This window comes from Streptomyces sp. NPDC056948 (genome assembly GCF_042674225.1).
Classification (GTDB): Bacteria; Actinomycetota; Actinomycetes; order Streptomycetales; family Streptomycetaceae; genus Streptomyces; species Streptomyces purpurascens.
Map to the genome: position 1 here is coordinate 1 of NZ_JBHUQX010000218.1, position 15,459 is coordinate 15,459.

Here is a 15,459-nt window from a genome sequence, read left to right on the forward strand (position 1 = left end):
GTCCTCGGACGTTCCGAGGACCGGCCCTCCGCAGGGCGTGGTTCCAGCCCTAGAACCACAGGTTGCCGTGCGCCGGCTTGGCCTCGTTCAGGGTGCCCGCGGCGTTCTTCACCGTGTGGACCAGCGACTCCTTGCCTTCGGCGGTCACGTCCAGGGGAACCTTGGTGCTCACGCCGCCGGTGAGGTCGGTGGACGCCAGGTCGCGCGAGCTCTGAGCGGCCGGAGCGGGCTCGGGGGCGGGGGCGGGCTGAGCGGCCGGAGCCGGCTGCGGAGCAGGCGGAGCGACCGGAGCGCTCTGAACAGCCGGAGCAGGCTGGGGAGCGGGAGCGGGCTGGGCAACCGGAGCGGCCGGAGCGGGCTGCGGAGCGGCCTGGGCGACCGGGGCACTCTGAACAGCGGGAGCGCTCTGAGCGACGGGAGCGCTCTGCGCCGGGGCGGACTGGGCAACCGGGGCGGCCTGGGCGACCGGGGCAGCCGGAGCACTCTGGGCCACCGGAGCGCTCTGCACATCCGGAACGCTCTGAGCGGCGGGGGCGCTCGGGGCGACCATGGCGTCCTGGGCGAACGCCGGCGTGGCGGAACCAGCGGCGATCAAGGACCCGGCAAAGACGGCGGCAGCCTTCAGAGACTTCATCGTGTTCCTTTCTTCGGCAACGCACGTCGCCGGAGTGGTTTCTGTCGCCGTGCCTAACGAGCCCTGGCCTGGGCGGAAACCGGAACTGCCGAAGATTGCCAATACCTCATACGAGATCTATTAAAAGACCGGACCTCGCGCCGGAAAGGGACAACAGTCGTGGCGCCGTTCCCTGAGGCCGGCACCACGACTGGACGGGCTCAAGGGGCCGGCGGCAGCAGCGGCGTCAGCACCGAGGTCTGGGTCGAGAAGAAGTCGTCGGGCTCCGCTTCCGATGTCACCGACATGCTGGACGTCATGGTGGACGTCATGCTCGATGTCGCCGACGGAACGGCTTCCTCGTCCTGAAGCACCGGTTCGGCCGAGGTCAGTTCGGCGAGGAGTTCGTCCGCCCCGCCCAGCAGGTCGTCGACCAGGGGAAGGAGGCCTCCGGCCCCACCGGTGACCCCTTCCAGGAGGCCGGTGACAGCCCCCAGCACGAGGTCCAGCAGGTCGGTCACGGGGTCGGCGGCGCGCCGGTCGGGCACCAGGGCGGGCAGGGCGGGAGCGGGCAGGACGGGAGCCGGCAGCACGACCGGCGCCGGGGTCAGGGGCGCCACGGGGGCCGGGGTCTGCGCATCCTCGGCGGCCACCTCGGCCAGGGCGGCCTTCGCGGCGTCTCCCAGCTTCGTCGCCTCGGCCGCGGTCAGTCTGCCGTTGTTGTCATGGAGTACGGCGTTCAGCAGGTCGGCGACGGGGGTGAGCGTGCCCCAGTTGAGTTTCCCGATCTGCACGAGGCGCACGTCAGCGCCGGGAAGAAGCCGGGCATCGGAGGCCACATGGCCGTGCCCGCGGGCCGGGTCGGCCGCCATGGCGACGGGGCCGGTGATCCCGACCAGAAGGGCGGCGCACAGTGCGCTGTACGCGATGCGCCGTGCGGGCAGAGCACGCATGGGGATTCCTTTCGACGGCGATGGATCTTGAGCCCACCGTGAAAGAACCAAGGGCTTTACGCAAGCATTCATAGGCTTTTCGGGAATTCATAATTCCCCCTTTTGCCGCGTCCGGCCTGATCAGACGCTTTGTCAGATCGCATCGCCCTCGACCCCTGATGGAGTAACGGCCCGGCCATCGCCGGGCGGAGGCGCTGTCCGGCACGGGGGACGGCGGCCGGAACCAGCAAACACTTGCGATTTCACGATTCCGACACACTTGTCAGACTTCACCGAATTTCATCGACTATGTCCGATTGATGACTAGAGTTGCGAACCGCCCGACGCACTCCTCAGCGCGGACACATCGCACTCGTGGCGCTGCCGCCACGGCCACCTGTTCCGAAAGGGCAACGACCGGTCATGCGCCATTCCCTGGGCCCGCTGTTTCGCCGCGCGACCGTGGGCGTCCTCGCCCTTGCCGCGATGTGGGCAGCCAGCAGTTCCCCGGCCGCCGCGCCGGCCGCGGCGCCCTCGCCGGAGGCCGAGAGCCTCGCCTTCGCCGAGCGGTACCGCGCGCTGCAGCACGGCGGCATCGTACGCGCTGCCAACGCCTCGATCACCTGCCGCGCGGCCCAGAGGCCTTCGTGCCCGGACGCGCAGGCGGGCGGTATGGCTGTGAACGGCGACTTCGACATGTTCTACATCGATGTCGACCGCGACCCCAACACCTACAACTCCTCCCGCTCGGAGGTGAGCCTGCCCAGCGGCTCCCGGGTGACGTACGCGCGCCTGTACTGGGGCGGCAACCTGCGGGTGGGCGAGCAGAAGCCGCCGGAGGACAACGGGCGGGTGCTGATCGCCGAACCCGGCGGAGAGTACAAGCAGTTGATCGCCGACACGCTGGTCGGCCACCGCGTGCTGGACGGCATGGACGCCTTCCAGGCCTCGGCGGACGTGACGGGGCTGGTGCGGGAGGGCGGGTCGGGCCTGTACACCGTGGCGCAGATCAACATCGCCATGGGCAGGTCGACGGCCGGCGCATGGGGCGGCTGGACGCTCGTGGTGGCCTACGAGAACTCGGGGGAGCCGCTGCGGAACCTCGCGGTCTGGGACGGCTTCACCTCGCTCAGGTCCGGTGACCAGGAGATCCGCGTGACCGGCCTGGGCTTCGCCGCGGGCGCGTGGGGACGTGCGGGCCTGGTGACGTACAACGGCGACCGCGGCGTCGGCGGCGACTCGTTCACCGTGGCGACCGGCCAGTCCGGGACCGCACTCACCAACGCCGCCAACCCCAGGGACGACGTCCTCAACTCCACCATCAGTGAGCCCGGGGCGGATGCGTCGCGTGTGCCCGCCCACGCCAACACCCTCGGCTACGACTCCGATGTGTTCTCTCTCGGAGACGGTCTGCAGCAGGGCGGCGACCAGGCGACCTTCCGGATCCGATCCCAGCAGGACGCGGCGTGGGCCGGCGTGCTCTTCGTCGCCGTCGACGCACGGCGATGAGTCCGTCGCCGCCCGCCCCGAACGCCTTCGCGAGCGAGGAATCCGCGCACATGCAACTGTCATCCACCGCCCCCAACCCCAGAGTCCTGCACCTCACCCAACCGGTGGACGGCGGCGTGGCGCGCGTTGTGACGGACCTGGTCGCGGCGCAGCTCTCGGACGGCCTGGACGTCACCGTGGCCTGCCCCGACAGCGTGCTCACCGCGCGACTGCGGACGCTCGGCGCGCGCGTACGGCACTGGCACGCGACGCGGTCGCCGGGTACGTCGCTCGTCCGGGAGGTACGGCATCTGGCCCGGGTGATCGACGAGGTGCGTCCCGATCTGGTGCACGCGCACAGCGCGAAGGCCGGACTCGCCGGACGCCTCGCGGTACGCGGGCGGATCCCGACGGTCTTCCAGCCGCACGCCTGGTCGTTCGAGGCGGTCGGCGGCGGCACCGCTGCCCTGGCGCTCATGTGGGAGCGCTGGGGGGCGCGTTGGGCCTCACGCACGGTGTGTGTGAGCGAGGCCGAGCGGGCGACCGGCATGGGCGCCAGGATCACCGGCCGGTGGACCGTCGTCCCCAACGGCATCGACCCGGAGCGCTTCCACCCGGCCACCGCCGGCATCGTGCGCTCCGGGCTCGCACCGCTGGCCGGCCTCCACCCGGCGGCACCGCTCGTGGTGTGCGTGGGGCGGCTGTGCCGGCAGAAGGGACAGGACGTCCTGCTGCGGGCGTGGGACGACGTCGTGCGCAGGGTGCCCGACGCCCGCCTCGTCCTGGTCGGCGACGGGCCGGACCACGACCGGCTCCGTGAAGGCGCCCCGGAATCCGTGGTGTTCACGGGAGCCGTCGCCGACGCCTCCCCCTGGTACCAGGTCGCCGACCTCGTCGTCCTGCCGTCCCGCTGGGAGGGCATGGCCCTGGCGCCGCTGGAGGCGATGGCCTGCGGGCGGCCCGTGGTGGTCACGGACGTCGACGGCGCCCGCGAGAGCCTGCCGTCCTCCTTCTCCGCCCGGTGCCTGGTCCCGCCGGAGAACGCGGCGGCGCTGGCCGGGGCCGTCACCGAGCTGCTGATCGACCCGCTGCTGCGCGAGTCGCTCGGCGACCAGGGCCGCCGGCACGTGCTGTCGACCCACGACGTGCGGCACACCGCCGAGGCCGTCTCGGACGTCTATCGCGATCTGCTCGGCCCATGGACCGCCGCCACCCCCAGCGCTGAGCACGGTCAGCGGCTCGACACCGGACGTGGCGCCGAGCCGAACCGGACGACGCAGCGCGTCGAGCCCACCGAGTACAGGGAGTCCATCCACTCGTGACCGCCGAACGTACCGTGCCCTCCCCCGGCGTACCGCCGCGGGAGCACGGATCCTCACCAGTCTCGGTGATGCCGCCGCGCGGCACCGCCACCGCTTTCCGGCTGTCCGCCCCGCGGCGCCCGACCCGGCCGGCCTCGCCCGTCCCGCTGCTCGCGGCGGACGGCGTCGCCGCCCTGGCGGGCGCCCCGGTGCTCTCCGAGGCCCCCCGCCAGCCCCTGCTCGTCACCCTGCTGATCGTCCTGTCGCTGCTGCTGCGCCGGCGCGACGGGCGGCCGCCGGTACCGGGGCTGCTGGAAGAACTGCCCGCCGTGTGCGGCCGTATCGCGGTGGCCTGGCTGGCGCTCGCGGCGCTCCTCGCGGCGTACCGGCCGGAGCACGCGCTGTCCCTCCGTACCGTGCTGGCGGGGCTCGCGCTGCAGGCGACGGCCGGCTGTGTGCTGCGCGGAGCCGTGCACGCGCGGCGGCGCGCCGCGCTGCTGCGCCACCCGCACACCGCACTCGTCCTCGGCCCGGTCGCGACCGCGCAGCGCGTGGCCGCCGCCGTCCTGCGTCAACCGCGGTGCGGTGTACGGCCGGTGGGGATCGTCGCCGAGCAGCCGGACGGCACCGAGACCCTGCCGGTGCTGACGACCGCCGAGGAGGTCGAGCGCGCGGTCATCCAGAACGGGGTGCGGGCGGTGCTGGCCGTGCACCCCTCGGTACGGGCCGAACAGGAGCCGTTGCTGCGGGCGCTGGCCGAGTCGGGCTGCGTGGTCTGGGAAGTCGACGCCGGCTCCCCGTCGTACGCGACACGGGAGCGGCTGGCCGGGTTCTCCTGCCGGCGTCTGGACATGTCCCCGGCCCGGCACGGCAGCGCGGCCAAGCGCGCCCTCGACATCCTGGTGTCGGGGGCGTTGCTGTTGCTGGTCAGCCCGGCGCTGCTGACCTTCGCCGTGGCGCTGCGGCTCAGCGACGGGCCGGGCGTGGTGTTCCGGCAGGAGCGCATCGGCAGGAACGGGGAGCCGTTCACGCTGCTGAAGTTCCGTACGCACCGCCCGGTCGACGAGCACGAGTCGGCGACCCGGTGGAGCGTGGCGAACGAGAACGAGATGCGCTGGTTCTGCCGGATGCTGCGGCGTACCTCGCTGGACGAGCTGCTCCAGCTCTGGAACGTGCTCCGGGGCGACATGAGCCTGGTCGGGCCGCGGCCCGAACGCCCCTACTTCGTCGCGCAGTTCGGCCAGACCTACCCCGGCTACTCGGTCCGCCACCGCATGCGGACCGGCATCACCGGCCTCGCCCAGATCCACGGGCTGCGCGGCGACACCTCGATCGAGGACCGCTGCCGGTTCGACAACGCCTACATCGACGACTGGTCCCTGTGGCAGGACGTGTGCATCCTGCTGCGCACCGCGGCCACGGTGGTACGTCCGACGGGGAGCTGAGAGGTGAGCCTCGCACTGACACCGCTCCCGCGCCGCGTCGTCGCGCTGACGCCTGCCCTGCCCGTGGTGGCCGTACCCGCCCTGCTGGCCCTGCCGCGGACGCCGGACGGCGCGGGACCCGCCGACGTGCTCTCCGGGCTCGTGGTGGTCTACTGCGTGATCCGTCTCCTGCGCGAGCGGCGGCGCCCGCTGTCGCCCGCCGCCGCCGTGGTGCTGGGCCTGCCCGTCGTGGGGCTCGCGCTCGCCGCCATGGGGGCGTTCTCGTACCAGGCCGGGCTCACCGGCCTCGGACGCTATCTGCAGACCTTCGTCCTCGTCCCGGCGGCCGTGCTGCTCCTGCTCCGCGACCGGGCCGGCTTCCGGCTGGTGGCCTGGTCCTTCGTGGGGCTCGGTCTGTGCCAGGGGGCCGTCGGCGTCCACCAGTTCGTCACCCGGACCGGCGCCTCCTACCAGGGCGCGAACATCCGGGCGGTGGGCACGTTCGGGCCGCAGGACGTGATGGGCATGGCGACGGCGGTCTCGCTCGGCCTGGTGTGCGCGGTCGGGATCGCGCTCGGCCGGGTCTCCGCACGGCAGCGGATCGCCGCCGCCGGGTGCGCGCTGGTGCTGATGCTGCCGCTCGCGCTGTCCTTCAGCCGGGGAGCCTGGATCGCGACCGTCCTGACCTGCACCGTGCAACTGGTGCTGACCGGCTGGCGGCGCGCGCTCAAGGTGGCCGCGGCCGCCGTCGCCTCCGGCGTGATCCTGGTGGGCGGCTTCGGCGTGGGCTCGGCGCTTCTGCAGCAGCGGATCGACAGCATCGCCCAGGTCGCCGACACCCCCGACCAGTCCGTCGTCGACCGGTACACCCTGTGGGCGTCCGCCACGGACATCTGGCGCGGGCACCCGCTGACCGGCGTCGGGCTGAAGGGCTTTCCCGAGTACCGGGACGGGCACGCCACGCTGGCGCTGTCGTCGGGCAGCGAGACCGACGGCGCGGGAGTGGCGTACCAGCGGCAGCCGCTGCTGTCGCCGCACAACATGTACCTGCTGGTGCTGAGCGAGCAGGGCCTGATCGGGCTGCTCGCGCTCGTCGGGAGCTGGCTGGCGCTGCTGGTGTGCGGGGTGCGGCGGCTGCTGCGCGTCCGCGACCGGGGCCCGGGGCTCGACTGCGGGCTCGTCGCCTGCGGACTGCTGGTCTGGCTGCTGACCGACTTCGTGTACGGAGACATCGGCGGTCCCTCGACCGTGCTGATCGCCGTGGGCATGGGGCTCGTGGCGTGGTGGGCGCTGGCCGGCGAAGCGCGTGCGGACCTGCCCCGGAGCGGGGTGCGGGAGCGGGAGCGCGCCGAGGAGGCCATGGCGCGATGACGGTGGTGCCTTCGCAAACCCCCGGGCCCGGGACGGACGGCGCGACGGCCGTGCCCCCGGCGCGTGCCGCCGTCAAGGCCGCGGACGGTGGCGACCCGGCGGCCTCGGCGTCGGCGTCGGCCTCCGGGAGCTTCCTGGCCAGGGCCGCGCTGGTGACGGCGTCGCTGTCCATCGCCGGCTCGCTGCTCGGCCTGGTGCGCGACCAGTCGCTGGCGCGGCTGTTCGGTGCCGGGAGCGACACGGACGCCTTTCTGGTCGCCTGGACCGTTCCGGAGTTCGCCGCCACGCTGCTCATCGAGGACGGGCTGGCGATCGCGCTGATCCCGGCGTTCAGCATGGCGCTGGCCCGCCGCGCCCGGGGCGCCCCGGGCGACCCGGTCCGCGCCCTGGTCGGGGCCACCCTGCCCCGGCTCTGCCTCGCCCTGACCGCGGTGGCCGCGCTGGTCGCAGGCACCGCCCCCTACCTGGTCCAGGCTCTGGCACCCGGCCTGCCCGACCCGCGGCTCGCCGTCGACTGCACCCGGATCACGGCGACCTGTGTGCTGGCCTTCGGGCTCGCCGGGTACTGCAGTGCCGCCCTGCGGGCACACCGCTGCTTCCTCGCGCCCGCGGCGATCTACGTCGCCTACAACACCGGCATCATCGCCGCGATGTTCCTCCTCGGCGAGGGCTGGGGCGTGCGCTCCGCCGCGGTCGGGGTGGCGGCGGGCGGCTGTCTGATGGTGGCCGTGCAGGTGCCGTCGCTGTGGCGGCGACTGTCCTCGCGTACAGAGCAGTTCGCCAAGGCCGGGGCCGTCGTCGAGGAGCGGCCGATGCAGGTCGCCCTGGTCGCCGCCGTCCTCCTCTTCGCGCTGTGCCGCCAGTCGCAGGTCCTCGCCGAGCGCTTCCTCGCCTCCGGCCTGCCCGCCGGCGCCATCTCGCACCTGAACTACGCGCAGAAGGTCGCCCAGATCCCGATGACGCTGTCGCTGATGGTGTGCACGGTCACCTTCCCGGTGGTGGCGCGGGCGCTCGCGGACGGCGACACCGCACGGGCCCGCAGCCGTGTGGAGCGGGATCTGGCGCTCGCCGCCGCTCTGGTGCTGCTGGGCATGTGCGCGGTGATCGCCTGCGCCCCGCAGATGATCGAACTGCTCTTCCAGCGGGGCGCGTTCACCTCGAGCGACACCGCGGCGACGGCGGACGTCATGCGCGTCTACGCCCTCGGGCTGCTGGGCCAGACCCTGGTGGGCGCCCTCGTGCGCTCCTACTTCTCGGCGGGCCGGGCCAGCTGGTACCCCCTGGGCGCGATGACGGCGGGCATCGTCGTGACGTCCTTCATCGGCGCCGCAACCGTGCACTCCTCGGGCGTGGCGGGGATCGCCGCCGCCAACGCCCTCGGCATCACCGTCACGGCCGCCCTGCTGCTCGCCGGGCTGCGCACGGGGCGTCGCGACAGCCCGCACAGCGTCTCGGTCCGTGTCCCGCAGGTCCTGGCCGAGCTGAGCAGGCTGGTGGGCGCGGCCGTCGTCGCCACGCTCGCGGGGGCGTTCGCCGCGAGCCGGCCGGACTCCCCTGCGGCGGGCCTCGCGGCCGGCTTTCTGACCGTGACCTTCGTCTTCGTCCCGCTCACCTGGGCCCTCGGTGCCCAGGGCCCCGCGTCCGCTCTGCGCTCCCTACGCGCCGTCACACGAAGGCTCACACATGGCCGCTTCCGTTGATTCCCTCGACACCGGCAGACCCCCGGCCCCGCACAGGGGCCCCGTTCCCTGGGTGGCGATGTACCACTCGGTGGGCGACTGCTCGGACGACCCGTACCGCATCACGGTCACGCCCGAGCGGCTCGACCGGCAGCTTGCGTGGCTGCGCCGCCGGGGGCTGCGGGGCGTGTCCGTGGCCGAGCTGCTCGCCGCCCGCGCCCGGGGCGAGGCACGGGGCCTGGTCGGGCTCACCTTCGACGACGGGTACGCCGACTTCGTCACCGAGGCCCTGCCGCTGCTGCGCCGCTACGACTGCCGCGCGACCCTCTTCGTGCTGCCCGGGCGGCTCGGCGGCGACAACGCCTGGGACCCGCTCGGCCCGCGCAAGCCGCTGCTGACCGCGGACGGCATCCGGCACGCCGCGGCCGAGGGCGTGGAGATCGGCTCGCACGGACTGACGCACGTCGACCTCACCCGGGCGGACAACCTCACCCTCAGGGCCGAGGTCGGCGAGAGCCGGGCGCTGCTCACGGAGCTGACCGGCGCCTGGGTCGACGGCTTCTGCTATCCGTACGGCACGGTCGACGCCCGCGCCGTCGAGGCCGTACGGGAAGCGGGATACACCTACGCCTGCGCCATCGACCCGGGCCCGCTGACCGGGCCGCACGCCCTGCCGCGTGTGCACGTCGGCCAGAACGACACGGCCATGCGCCTGCACCTCAAGCACCGGCTGCACCGGCTGCGCCGGCGCCCGGTGGAGGGCCTGTGAGATGAGAGCTCTGCACATCATCACCGGCCTCGGCGTCGGCGGCGCCGAGCAGCAGTTGCGTCTGCTGCTGCGTCATCTGCCCGTCGACTGCGACGTCGTGACGCTCACCAACCCCGGGACGGTTGCCGAGGGCCTCACCGCCGACGGTGTCCGCGTCACCCATCTCGGCATGGGCGGCAACCGCGACCTGGGCGCGCTGCCGCGGCTGGTCCGGCTGATCCGCGCCGGCGGCTACGACCTGGTGCACACGCACCTGTACCGGGCCTGTGTCTACGGGCGGTTCGCCGCACGCCTGGCCGGGGTCCGGGCGGTCGTCGCCACCGAGCACTCCCTGGGCGACTCGCAGATGGAGGGCCGCAGGCTGACGGCCGGGGTGCGCGGGCTGTACCTCGCCAGCGAGCGGCTCGGTTCGTCGACGGTCGCCGTCTCACCGACGGTGGCCGGTCGCCTGGAGCGCTGGGGCGTGCCCGCGCCGCGCATCGAGGTCGTCCCGAACGGCATCGACCTGGACCGGTTCCGCTTCGACGCCGAGCGGCGCGAGCGGACCCGCCGGCACCTCGGCCTGCCGGACGGCGCGTGGGTCGTCGGCGGCGTCGGCCGGCTCAGCCGGGGGAAGCGGTTCGACGTCCTCGTCCGCGCGCTCACGCTGCTGCCGAGGGACCACTGGCTGCTGCTGGTGGGCGGCGGCCCCGAGGAGCCCGTCCTGCGCCGCACGGCCCAGGAGGCCGGTGTGGCCGGCCGCGTGGTGTTCACCGGCGAACGTCCCTACGTGTCCGACGGTTCGCCCGGCCCCGACCTGCCCTCGCTCACCTCGGCGATGGACCTGCTCGCCTCCCCGTCCACGGAGGAGGCCTTCGGCCTGGCGGCCGTGGAGGCACTGGCGGCCGGCCTGCCCGTGCTCTACGACTCCTGCCCGGCCATCGAGGACGTGCGGCCGCCTGCCGCCGCCGGCGTCCGGCGGGTGAGCGGCGGCCCCGAGGCATACGCCCGCGCGATCGCCGAGGTCCGGGCGGCCGGTGCCCGGCCGCGCACGGCCTCGGAGGTCGCGCACCACTACAGCATCACCCACTGCGCGGCCCGTCTCACGGACGTGTACGCGGCAGCCGTCTCCAGTTCGACGTCCCCCTCTTCTCCGGGAGCCAACTCCTCATGACCGACACTCCGATCCGTCAGCACCGCCTGTCCCTGGCTCGCCTCAGGGAGCTTCCCCTGTGGTCCGTGGTCGCGGCAGGCACCCTCGTCGGGGGCCTGCTCGGTGGTTCGTACGGCCTGCTCACCCCCTCGACGTACACGGCCACCAGCTACGTCATCGCCGTGCCCGCGGGGAAGGCCTCGCCGGACGCCGCCCTCGGGTTCGCCCAGGCGTACGGCCGGGTCGCCACGCAGCTCGCGGTGCTCGGGGACGCGCAGGTGTATGCGGGCGTGCCGGTGCGCACCCTGCAGCGCAGTGTGCGCACGGCGACGTCGCCGGACGCACCGATGGTCGCCGTCTCGGCCACCTCCTCGCGCCCGGGCCTCGCCGTCGACATGGCCAACGCGGTCACCCGCTCCCTGACCCGGCATGCGGACGACACCCGGGGCAACACCCACGTGCGGCTCGTGCAGTTCTCGCGGGCGGTGGAGCCGAGCGAGCCGACCTCCACGTCAACGGCGGTGACCGGTCTGGTCGGCGCGAGCGCGGGCGGTCTGCTGGGCGGCCTGGCCCTGCTGGCGCGGCCGAGGAGGAACGGCCAGGAGGACGAGCCCGCCCCGGCCCCCTCGGTGCCGAGCCCGGCCGCCGCCGCCGATGTCCGCGGACAACGGTGACGACGGCGGGCCTCGTCGGATCGGCCGGACTACCACCAGTCGAAGCGCAGGCAGAGCTTCCCGCCGAGCCACTCCTCCACCCAGCTCCCCAGGTCCAGCGGCGTGCAGTCCGCCGGGGGCGGCGTTGTGCCGGGCGGGGTCGGCTTCGGCGTGGGCACGAGGGGCGGGGTCGCCTGGTCGGTACGGCCGAACAGGCTGGACCGGTAGAGGCTGGACGACTTCGGGTTGGCCCCGCACTGCCACACACCGTGCGGGCAGTAGTCGGTCAGCGTGTTGTACAGCGGCTTGTGCTCATCCATCCAGGCGAGCATGCTCCGCATGTATTCGGCATTGTCACCGTTGCGGAAGAGCCCCCATTCCGGATAGGAAATGGGTTTGCCGTGAGCCTTGGCGAAATCCACATGGTCCTGCAACCCGTAGGGCTCTTTCACCTGTTGTTCGAACGACATCCCGGCCGGCTGGTCATAAGAATCCATGCCAATGATGTCGACCGTGTCGTCCCCCGGATAGCATTTCGTCCAGGGAACGGCGTCGCGGCCACGGCTCGGCGTGAAATCGAACCGAAAATTCTGCCCCGGCACGGAACGCATGGTGGTGACGATCCGATTCCAGTACTTCTTCCAGGCCTCCGGGTCCGGCCCACAGCGATGGGTGTACGTGGTGCCGTTCATCTCCCAGCCGAGCACGAGGACCGTGTCCGGCACCTTCAACTCCACCAGCCGCTCGGCCAGGACACGGAAGTGGTGATCGAACTCCCCGGCCGCGCCCCGCTGCAGCAGCCGCCGGACCTCGCTGTCGGAGACGCCCTCCTCGTTGCGCTCCTGCATGGGGACGTTGAGGACGAGCATCCGGTCGGACTTCGCGTTGCGCCAGTGCGCCCACACGTCCAGGAACCCGGGAGCACCCTCGATGTCGCGCCAGCGGTGGCCCGGCAGATAGGTGTGGCCCGCGCGCAGCTCCGTACCGCCCAGCCAGTGGCTGAACAGCGGCATCCGGGCCACGCCACGGGCGTCGGACTTGAGGAAGACACCGACGGCCGGGGCCTCCTCGCCCGCCGCCGGGGTGGTGGTGGCCGGGGCCGGAGTGGTGGCGGCCGGAGTGGTGGCGGCCGGGGCCGGCGTCGACGGCTGAGGGACGGCCGGCGTGGTGAGGGCCGAGGGCGTGAGGGCCGAGGGCGTGGCCACGGGCGGCGGCGGGGTCGGCGCCGGAGCCCGTGGTTCGGCGGCTCGCGCCACCCCCGCCCCCACCCCGGCCACGGGGCCGGACGCCAGGGCGGCCGAAGCGGCGACCGCTGCCGCCCCCAAGGCCAGCCGGCGGACCCCGGCCGGCTTGTGCTGTGGGGCCATGCCTGCTCCATTCTTCGCTCTCGTCCGGACTACTGCCTCGGTTTTTGTTATTGACGGGCAGTCATATGAAGTCAGTCACAGAAAGACCAATGACGCCACTGCCGTTGCGGCTTTCGAGTGCGGGGCTCGCCCGTGCGGGTGAGCCGACCGGAAAAGAAAGAGAGAATTCGTGTCGCTGCTCGACACCCGCGTCCCCGCTGTAGTACTGCGGATCGACCGGAACCCTTTTCATCACGGAACGCTGGGGGCCGCGCGTTCGCTCGGCAGGGCGGGCGTGGAGGTACACGTCGTCGCTGACTCCGCGGGAAGTCCCGTCGGCGCGTCACGGTACGTACGCCATATGCATTCCCCGCCGCCGCCGGGAGCCTCCCCGGACGACATCCTCGGGGTGCTGCGCCGCGTGTCCGACCACGTCGGGCGGCCCGCCGTGCTGGTCCCGATGGACGATGCGAGCGCGATCGCCGTGAGCCGGATGCGGGACGAACTCGCCCCCTCCTACCTGCTGCCGGCAATGCCGGGCACGCTGGCCGAGCGCGTCGCCGACAAGGCGGAACTGGCCGCCGTGTGCGCGGCCATCGACGTCCCGTACCCCGAGACGCTGGTCCCTGACAGCCCGGCGGAGGTCGCCGACGCCATGCGGCGGCTCGGGCTGCCGGTGGTGGCGAAGTGGAGCCGGCCCTGGCTGCTGCCCGCCGGCAGCGGGCTGCGCAGCACGGTGCTGGTGAAGTCCGTGCAGCAGGCCCGGGAGCTGTTCCTGCGCACCGGCGAAGCGGGCAGCCCGCTGCTGCTCCAGGCGTATCTGGCACCGGGGCCGGACCGGGACTGGTTCTTCCACGGCTACGCCGACCACGTGGGGACCGTGCGCGCGGGCGGCCCCGGCCGCAAGCAGCTCGCCTGGCCGCGCGGGGCGGGGCTGACCGCGGTGGGCTGCTGGACGCCCAACGCCCAGGTGCAGGCGCTGGCCGAGCGGCTCACCGACGAGCTGGGCTACCGGGGCATCTTCGACCTCGACTTCCGCCGCTGCGCCACGACGGGCCGCTACCACCTGCTCGACTTCAACCCGCGCACCGGCGCCCAGTTCCGGCTCTTCGCGGACAGCGCGGGCCTGGACGTCGTACGGGCCCTGCACCTGGACATGACGGGCCGTCCGCTGCCGGACGGGTCCCCGCTGGCCGGGCGGACCTTCGTGGTGGAGAACTACGCGCCGCTGGCCGCCCTGAGCGCGGCGCCGGGCGGCCGCGAACGTGAACTGGCCTGGTACGCCGGGGACGACCGCTCCCCCGGACGGGTCATGTGGGCCCTGTGGTGCCGGCATGTGTCCCGCCGGCTGCGTGAACGGCTGGGCACGACGACTCCGGCGGTGGCGGCGCCGGAGCCACGGCTGATCCCCCGGGCAGCCTCGCCCTCCCTGACCGACAACGAGAAAGCGAGCAGTTGATGGTGTACGACCTTCTGGTGGTGGGCGCAGGCCCGTACGGCCTGTCGATCGCGTCCCACGCCGCGGCCGCCGGGCTGAACCTGCGCGTGTTCGGCCGGCCCATGGCGTCCTGGCGGGACAACATGCCCAGCGGCATGTTCCTGAAGTCGGAGCCGTGGGCGTCCAACCTCTCCGACCCGGCCGGGCGGTGGCGGCTGGACGTCTACTGCGCGGAGCAGGGGCTGACGGCACGTCACGCGAAGCCGATCCCGGTCGAGGCGTTCGCGCAGTACGGCCTGTGGTTCGCGCGCAACGCCGTACCGGGGGTGGACGAGCGCACGGTGACCCGCGTGAGCGCCGGGCCCGGCGGCTTCACGGCGATCGCCGAGGACGGGGAGGAGGTGCAGGCGCGGGCGGTGGCCCTGGCGGTCGGTGTGATGCCGTTCGTCGAGGTACCGCAGGCCCTGCGCGGACTGCACCCCGCGCTGGTGACGCACAGCAGCCACCACAGCGACCTCGACCGTTTCCGCGGCAAGGACGTCACGGTGATCGGCGGCGGCCAGGCGGCCCTGGAGACGGCGGCGCTGCTCGCCGAACAGGGCACGCGCGTCCGGGTGCTGGCCCGGGCGGAACAGCTCATGTGGAACGACGTGCCGCCGCCCTGGGAGCGCCCCTGGTGGCAGTCGGCCCGCTCCCCGCACAGCGGCCTCGGCCCCGGCTGGCGGAACTGGTTCTACGCGGAGCGTCCTGGCCTCTTCCGGCGGCTGCCGGAGCCGACCCGGGCACGCATCGCGACCACGGCACTGGGACCGGCGGGCGCGTGGTGGGTCCGGGACCGGGTGGAAGGTGTGGTCGAGCTGCTGCCGGGCCATGAGGTGGCCGCGGCCTCCGCGGTGCCGGGCGGGGTCCGGCTGGACACGGTGAGCCGTTCGGGCGCCCCGCGCAGCCTGGAGACCGAACACGTCATCGCCGCCACGGGGTTCCGGGCGCGCTGCGACCGGCTCGGACTGCTCGCGCCCGAGCTGCGCGGCACGCTGGCGGCACTGCCCGACGGCTCCCCGGAGGTCGGGCACAGCTTCGAGTCCTCCCACCCGGGCCTGTTCCTCGCGGGCCTGGTGACGGCCTCGGGCTTCGGCCCGGCCATGCGCTTCGTCCAGGGCGCGGCCTTCACGGCGTCGACGCTCGTCGCGGGAGTACGCCGCCGGCTCGGGGCGATGCCGGTGGGCGGCACCGTCCCCGCACCGGTGGACGGCAACCGGAGCGAGTCGGTCTCGCCGGTACGCCACTGACGGGGAACCGCGGGTGGCCCAAGG

13 protein-coding genes are annotated in these 15,459 nt (G+C 73.4%); 10 read left to right on the top strand and 3 right to left on the bottom strand.

All coding sequences use genetic code 11. The annotated features are described in order from the left end of the window. Positions 1–49: 49 nt before the first annotated feature. Positions 50–634 (bottom strand): hypothetical protein, encoded by a 585-nt coding sequence (locus ACFTZL_RS26055; protein WP_382587414.1) that lies wholly within the window; start codon positions 632–634, stop codon positions 50–52. Between the two features lie 200 nt (positions 635–834). After that, positions 835–1,566 (bottom strand): hypothetical protein, encoded by a 732-nt coding sequence (locus ACFTZL_RS26060; RefSeq protein WP_382587381.1) that lies wholly within the window; start codon positions 1,564–1,566, stop codon positions 835–837. 402 nt (positions 1,567–1,968) lie between these two features. Between ACFTZL_RS26060 and ACFTZL_RS26065 the strand changes: the two genes are divergently transcribed. The 8 genes from ACFTZL_RS26065 to ACFTZL_RS26100 are packed head-to-tail and all read left to right on the top strand — an operon-like array spanning position 1,969 to position 11,383. Next, positions 1,969–3,054, top strand: coding sequence for a DUF3344 domain-containing protein (locus ACFTZL_RS26065; RefSeq protein ID WP_382587384.1), 1,086 nt, complete (start codon positions 1,969–1,971; stop codon positions 3,052–3,054). Positions 3,055–3,104: 50 nt separating this feature from the next. Then, positions 3,105–4,355, top strand: coding sequence for a glycosyltransferase (locus tag ACFTZL_RS26070; RefSeq protein ID WP_382587387.1), 1,251 nt, complete (start codon positions 3,105–3,107; stop codon positions 4,353–4,355). Next, entirely contained in the window at positions 4,352–5,779 is a 1,428-nt protein-coding gene (locus tag ACFTZL_RS26075) for an exopolysaccharide biosynthesis polyprenyl glycosylphosphotransferase (RefSeq protein WP_382587389.1), read from the top strand. Before ACFTZL_RS26070 ends, ACFTZL_RS26075 begins: the two co-directional genes overlap by 4 nt. Before the next feature lie 3 nt (positions 5,780–5,782). Then, positions 5,783–7,129 (top strand): O-antigen ligase family protein, encoded by a 1,347-nt coding sequence (locus ACFTZL_RS26080; RefSeq protein WP_382587392.1) that lies wholly within the window; start codon positions 5,783–5,785, stop codon positions 7,127–7,129. Beyond that, complete coding sequence (murJ, locus tag ACFTZL_RS26085; RefSeq protein WP_382587394.1) at positions 7,126–8,829, top strand: murein biosynthesis integral membrane protein MurJ; 1,704 nt, start codon at positions 7,126–7,128, stop codon at positions 8,827–8,829. Before ACFTZL_RS26080 ends, murJ begins: the two co-directional genes overlap by 4 nt. Beyond that, complete coding sequence (locus tag ACFTZL_RS26090) at positions 8,813–9,577, top strand: polysaccharide deacetylase family protein (RefSeq protein ID WP_382587397.1); 765 nt, start codon at positions 8,813–8,815, stop codon at positions 9,575–9,577. The genes murJ and ACFTZL_RS26090 overlap by 17 nt, the downstream gene beginning before the upstream one ends. Before the next feature lies 1 nt (position 9,578). Further along, positions 9,579–10,730, top strand: coding sequence for a glycosyltransferase (locus ACFTZL_RS26095; protein ID WP_382587400.1), 1,152 nt, complete (start codon positions 9,579–9,581; stop codon positions 10,728–10,730). Continuing rightward, positions 10,727–11,383, top strand: coding sequence for a lipopolysaccharide biosynthesis protein (locus ACFTZL_RS26100; protein ID WP_382587403.1), 657 nt, complete (start codon positions 10,727–10,729; stop codon positions 11,381–11,383). The genes ACFTZL_RS26095 and ACFTZL_RS26100 overlap by 4 nt, the downstream gene beginning before the upstream one ends. Before the next feature lie 29 nt (positions 11,384–11,412). Here ACFTZL_RS26100 and ACFTZL_RS26105 read toward each other — a convergent pair whose 3' ends face one another. Further along, on the bottom strand, positions 11,413–12,729 hold the full coding sequence (locus ACFTZL_RS26105) for a glycoside hydrolase family 26 protein (protein WP_382587405.1): 1,317 nt from the start codon (positions 12,727–12,729) through the stop codon (positions 11,413–11,415). Positions 12,730–12,898: 169 nt separating this feature from the next. Between ACFTZL_RS26105 and ACFTZL_RS26110 the strand changes: the two genes are divergently transcribed. Beyond that, complete coding sequence (locus ACFTZL_RS26110; protein WP_382587408.1) at positions 12,899–14,167, top strand: ATP-grasp domain-containing protein; 1,269 nt, start codon at positions 12,899–12,901, stop codon at positions 14,165–14,167. Further along, positions 14,167–15,435: an FAD-dependent oxidoreductase gene (locus ACFTZL_RS26115; RefSeq protein ID WP_382587411.1), complete on the top strand. Its 1,269-nt coding sequence runs from the start codon at positions 14,167–14,169 to the stop codon at positions 15,433–15,435. Before ACFTZL_RS26110 ends, ACFTZL_RS26115 begins: the two co-directional genes overlap by 1 nt. Positions 15,436–15,459 lie beyond the last annotated feature (24 nt).

Coding starts and splice junctions, on each gene's coding strand:
- murJ (WP_382587394.1), top strand. CDS start 7,126: ATGACGGTGGTGCCTTCGCAAACCCCCGGGCCCGGGACGGACGGCGCG.
- ACFTZL_RS26115 (WP_382587411.1), top strand. CDS start 14,167: ATGGTGTACGACCTTCTGGTGGTGGGCGCAGGCCCGTACGGCCTGTCG.
- ACFTZL_RS26090 (WP_382587397.1), top strand. CDS start 8,813: ATGGCCGCTTCCGTTGATTCCCTCGACACCGGCAGACCCCCGGCCCCG.
- ACFTZL_RS26065 (WP_382587384.1), top strand. CDS start 1,969: ATGCGCCATTCCCTGGGCCCGCTGTTTCGCCGCGCGACCGTGGGCGTC.
- ACFTZL_RS26055 (WP_382587414.1), bottom strand. CDS start 634: ATGAAGTCTCTGAAGGCTGCCGCCGTCTTTGCCGGGTCCTTGATCGCC.
- ACFTZL_RS26095 (WP_382587400.1), top strand. CDS start 9,579: ATGAGAGCTCTGCACATCATCACCGGCCTCGGCGTCGGCGGCGCCGAG.
- ACFTZL_RS26105 (WP_382587405.1), bottom strand. CDS start 12,729: ATGGCCCCACAGCACAAGCCGGCCGGGGTCCGCCGGCTGGCCTTGGGG.
- ACFTZL_RS26070 (WP_382587387.1), top strand. CDS start 3,105: ATGCAACTGTCATCCACCGCCCCCAACCCCAGAGTCCTGCACCTCACC.
- ACFTZL_RS26100 (WP_382587403.1), top strand. CDS start 10,727: ATGACCGACACTCCGATCCGTCAGCACCGCCTGTCCCTGGCTCGCCTC.
- ACFTZL_RS26060 (WP_382587381.1), bottom strand. CDS start 1,566: ATGCGTGCTCTGCCCGCACGGCGCATCGCGTACAGCGCACTGTGCGCC.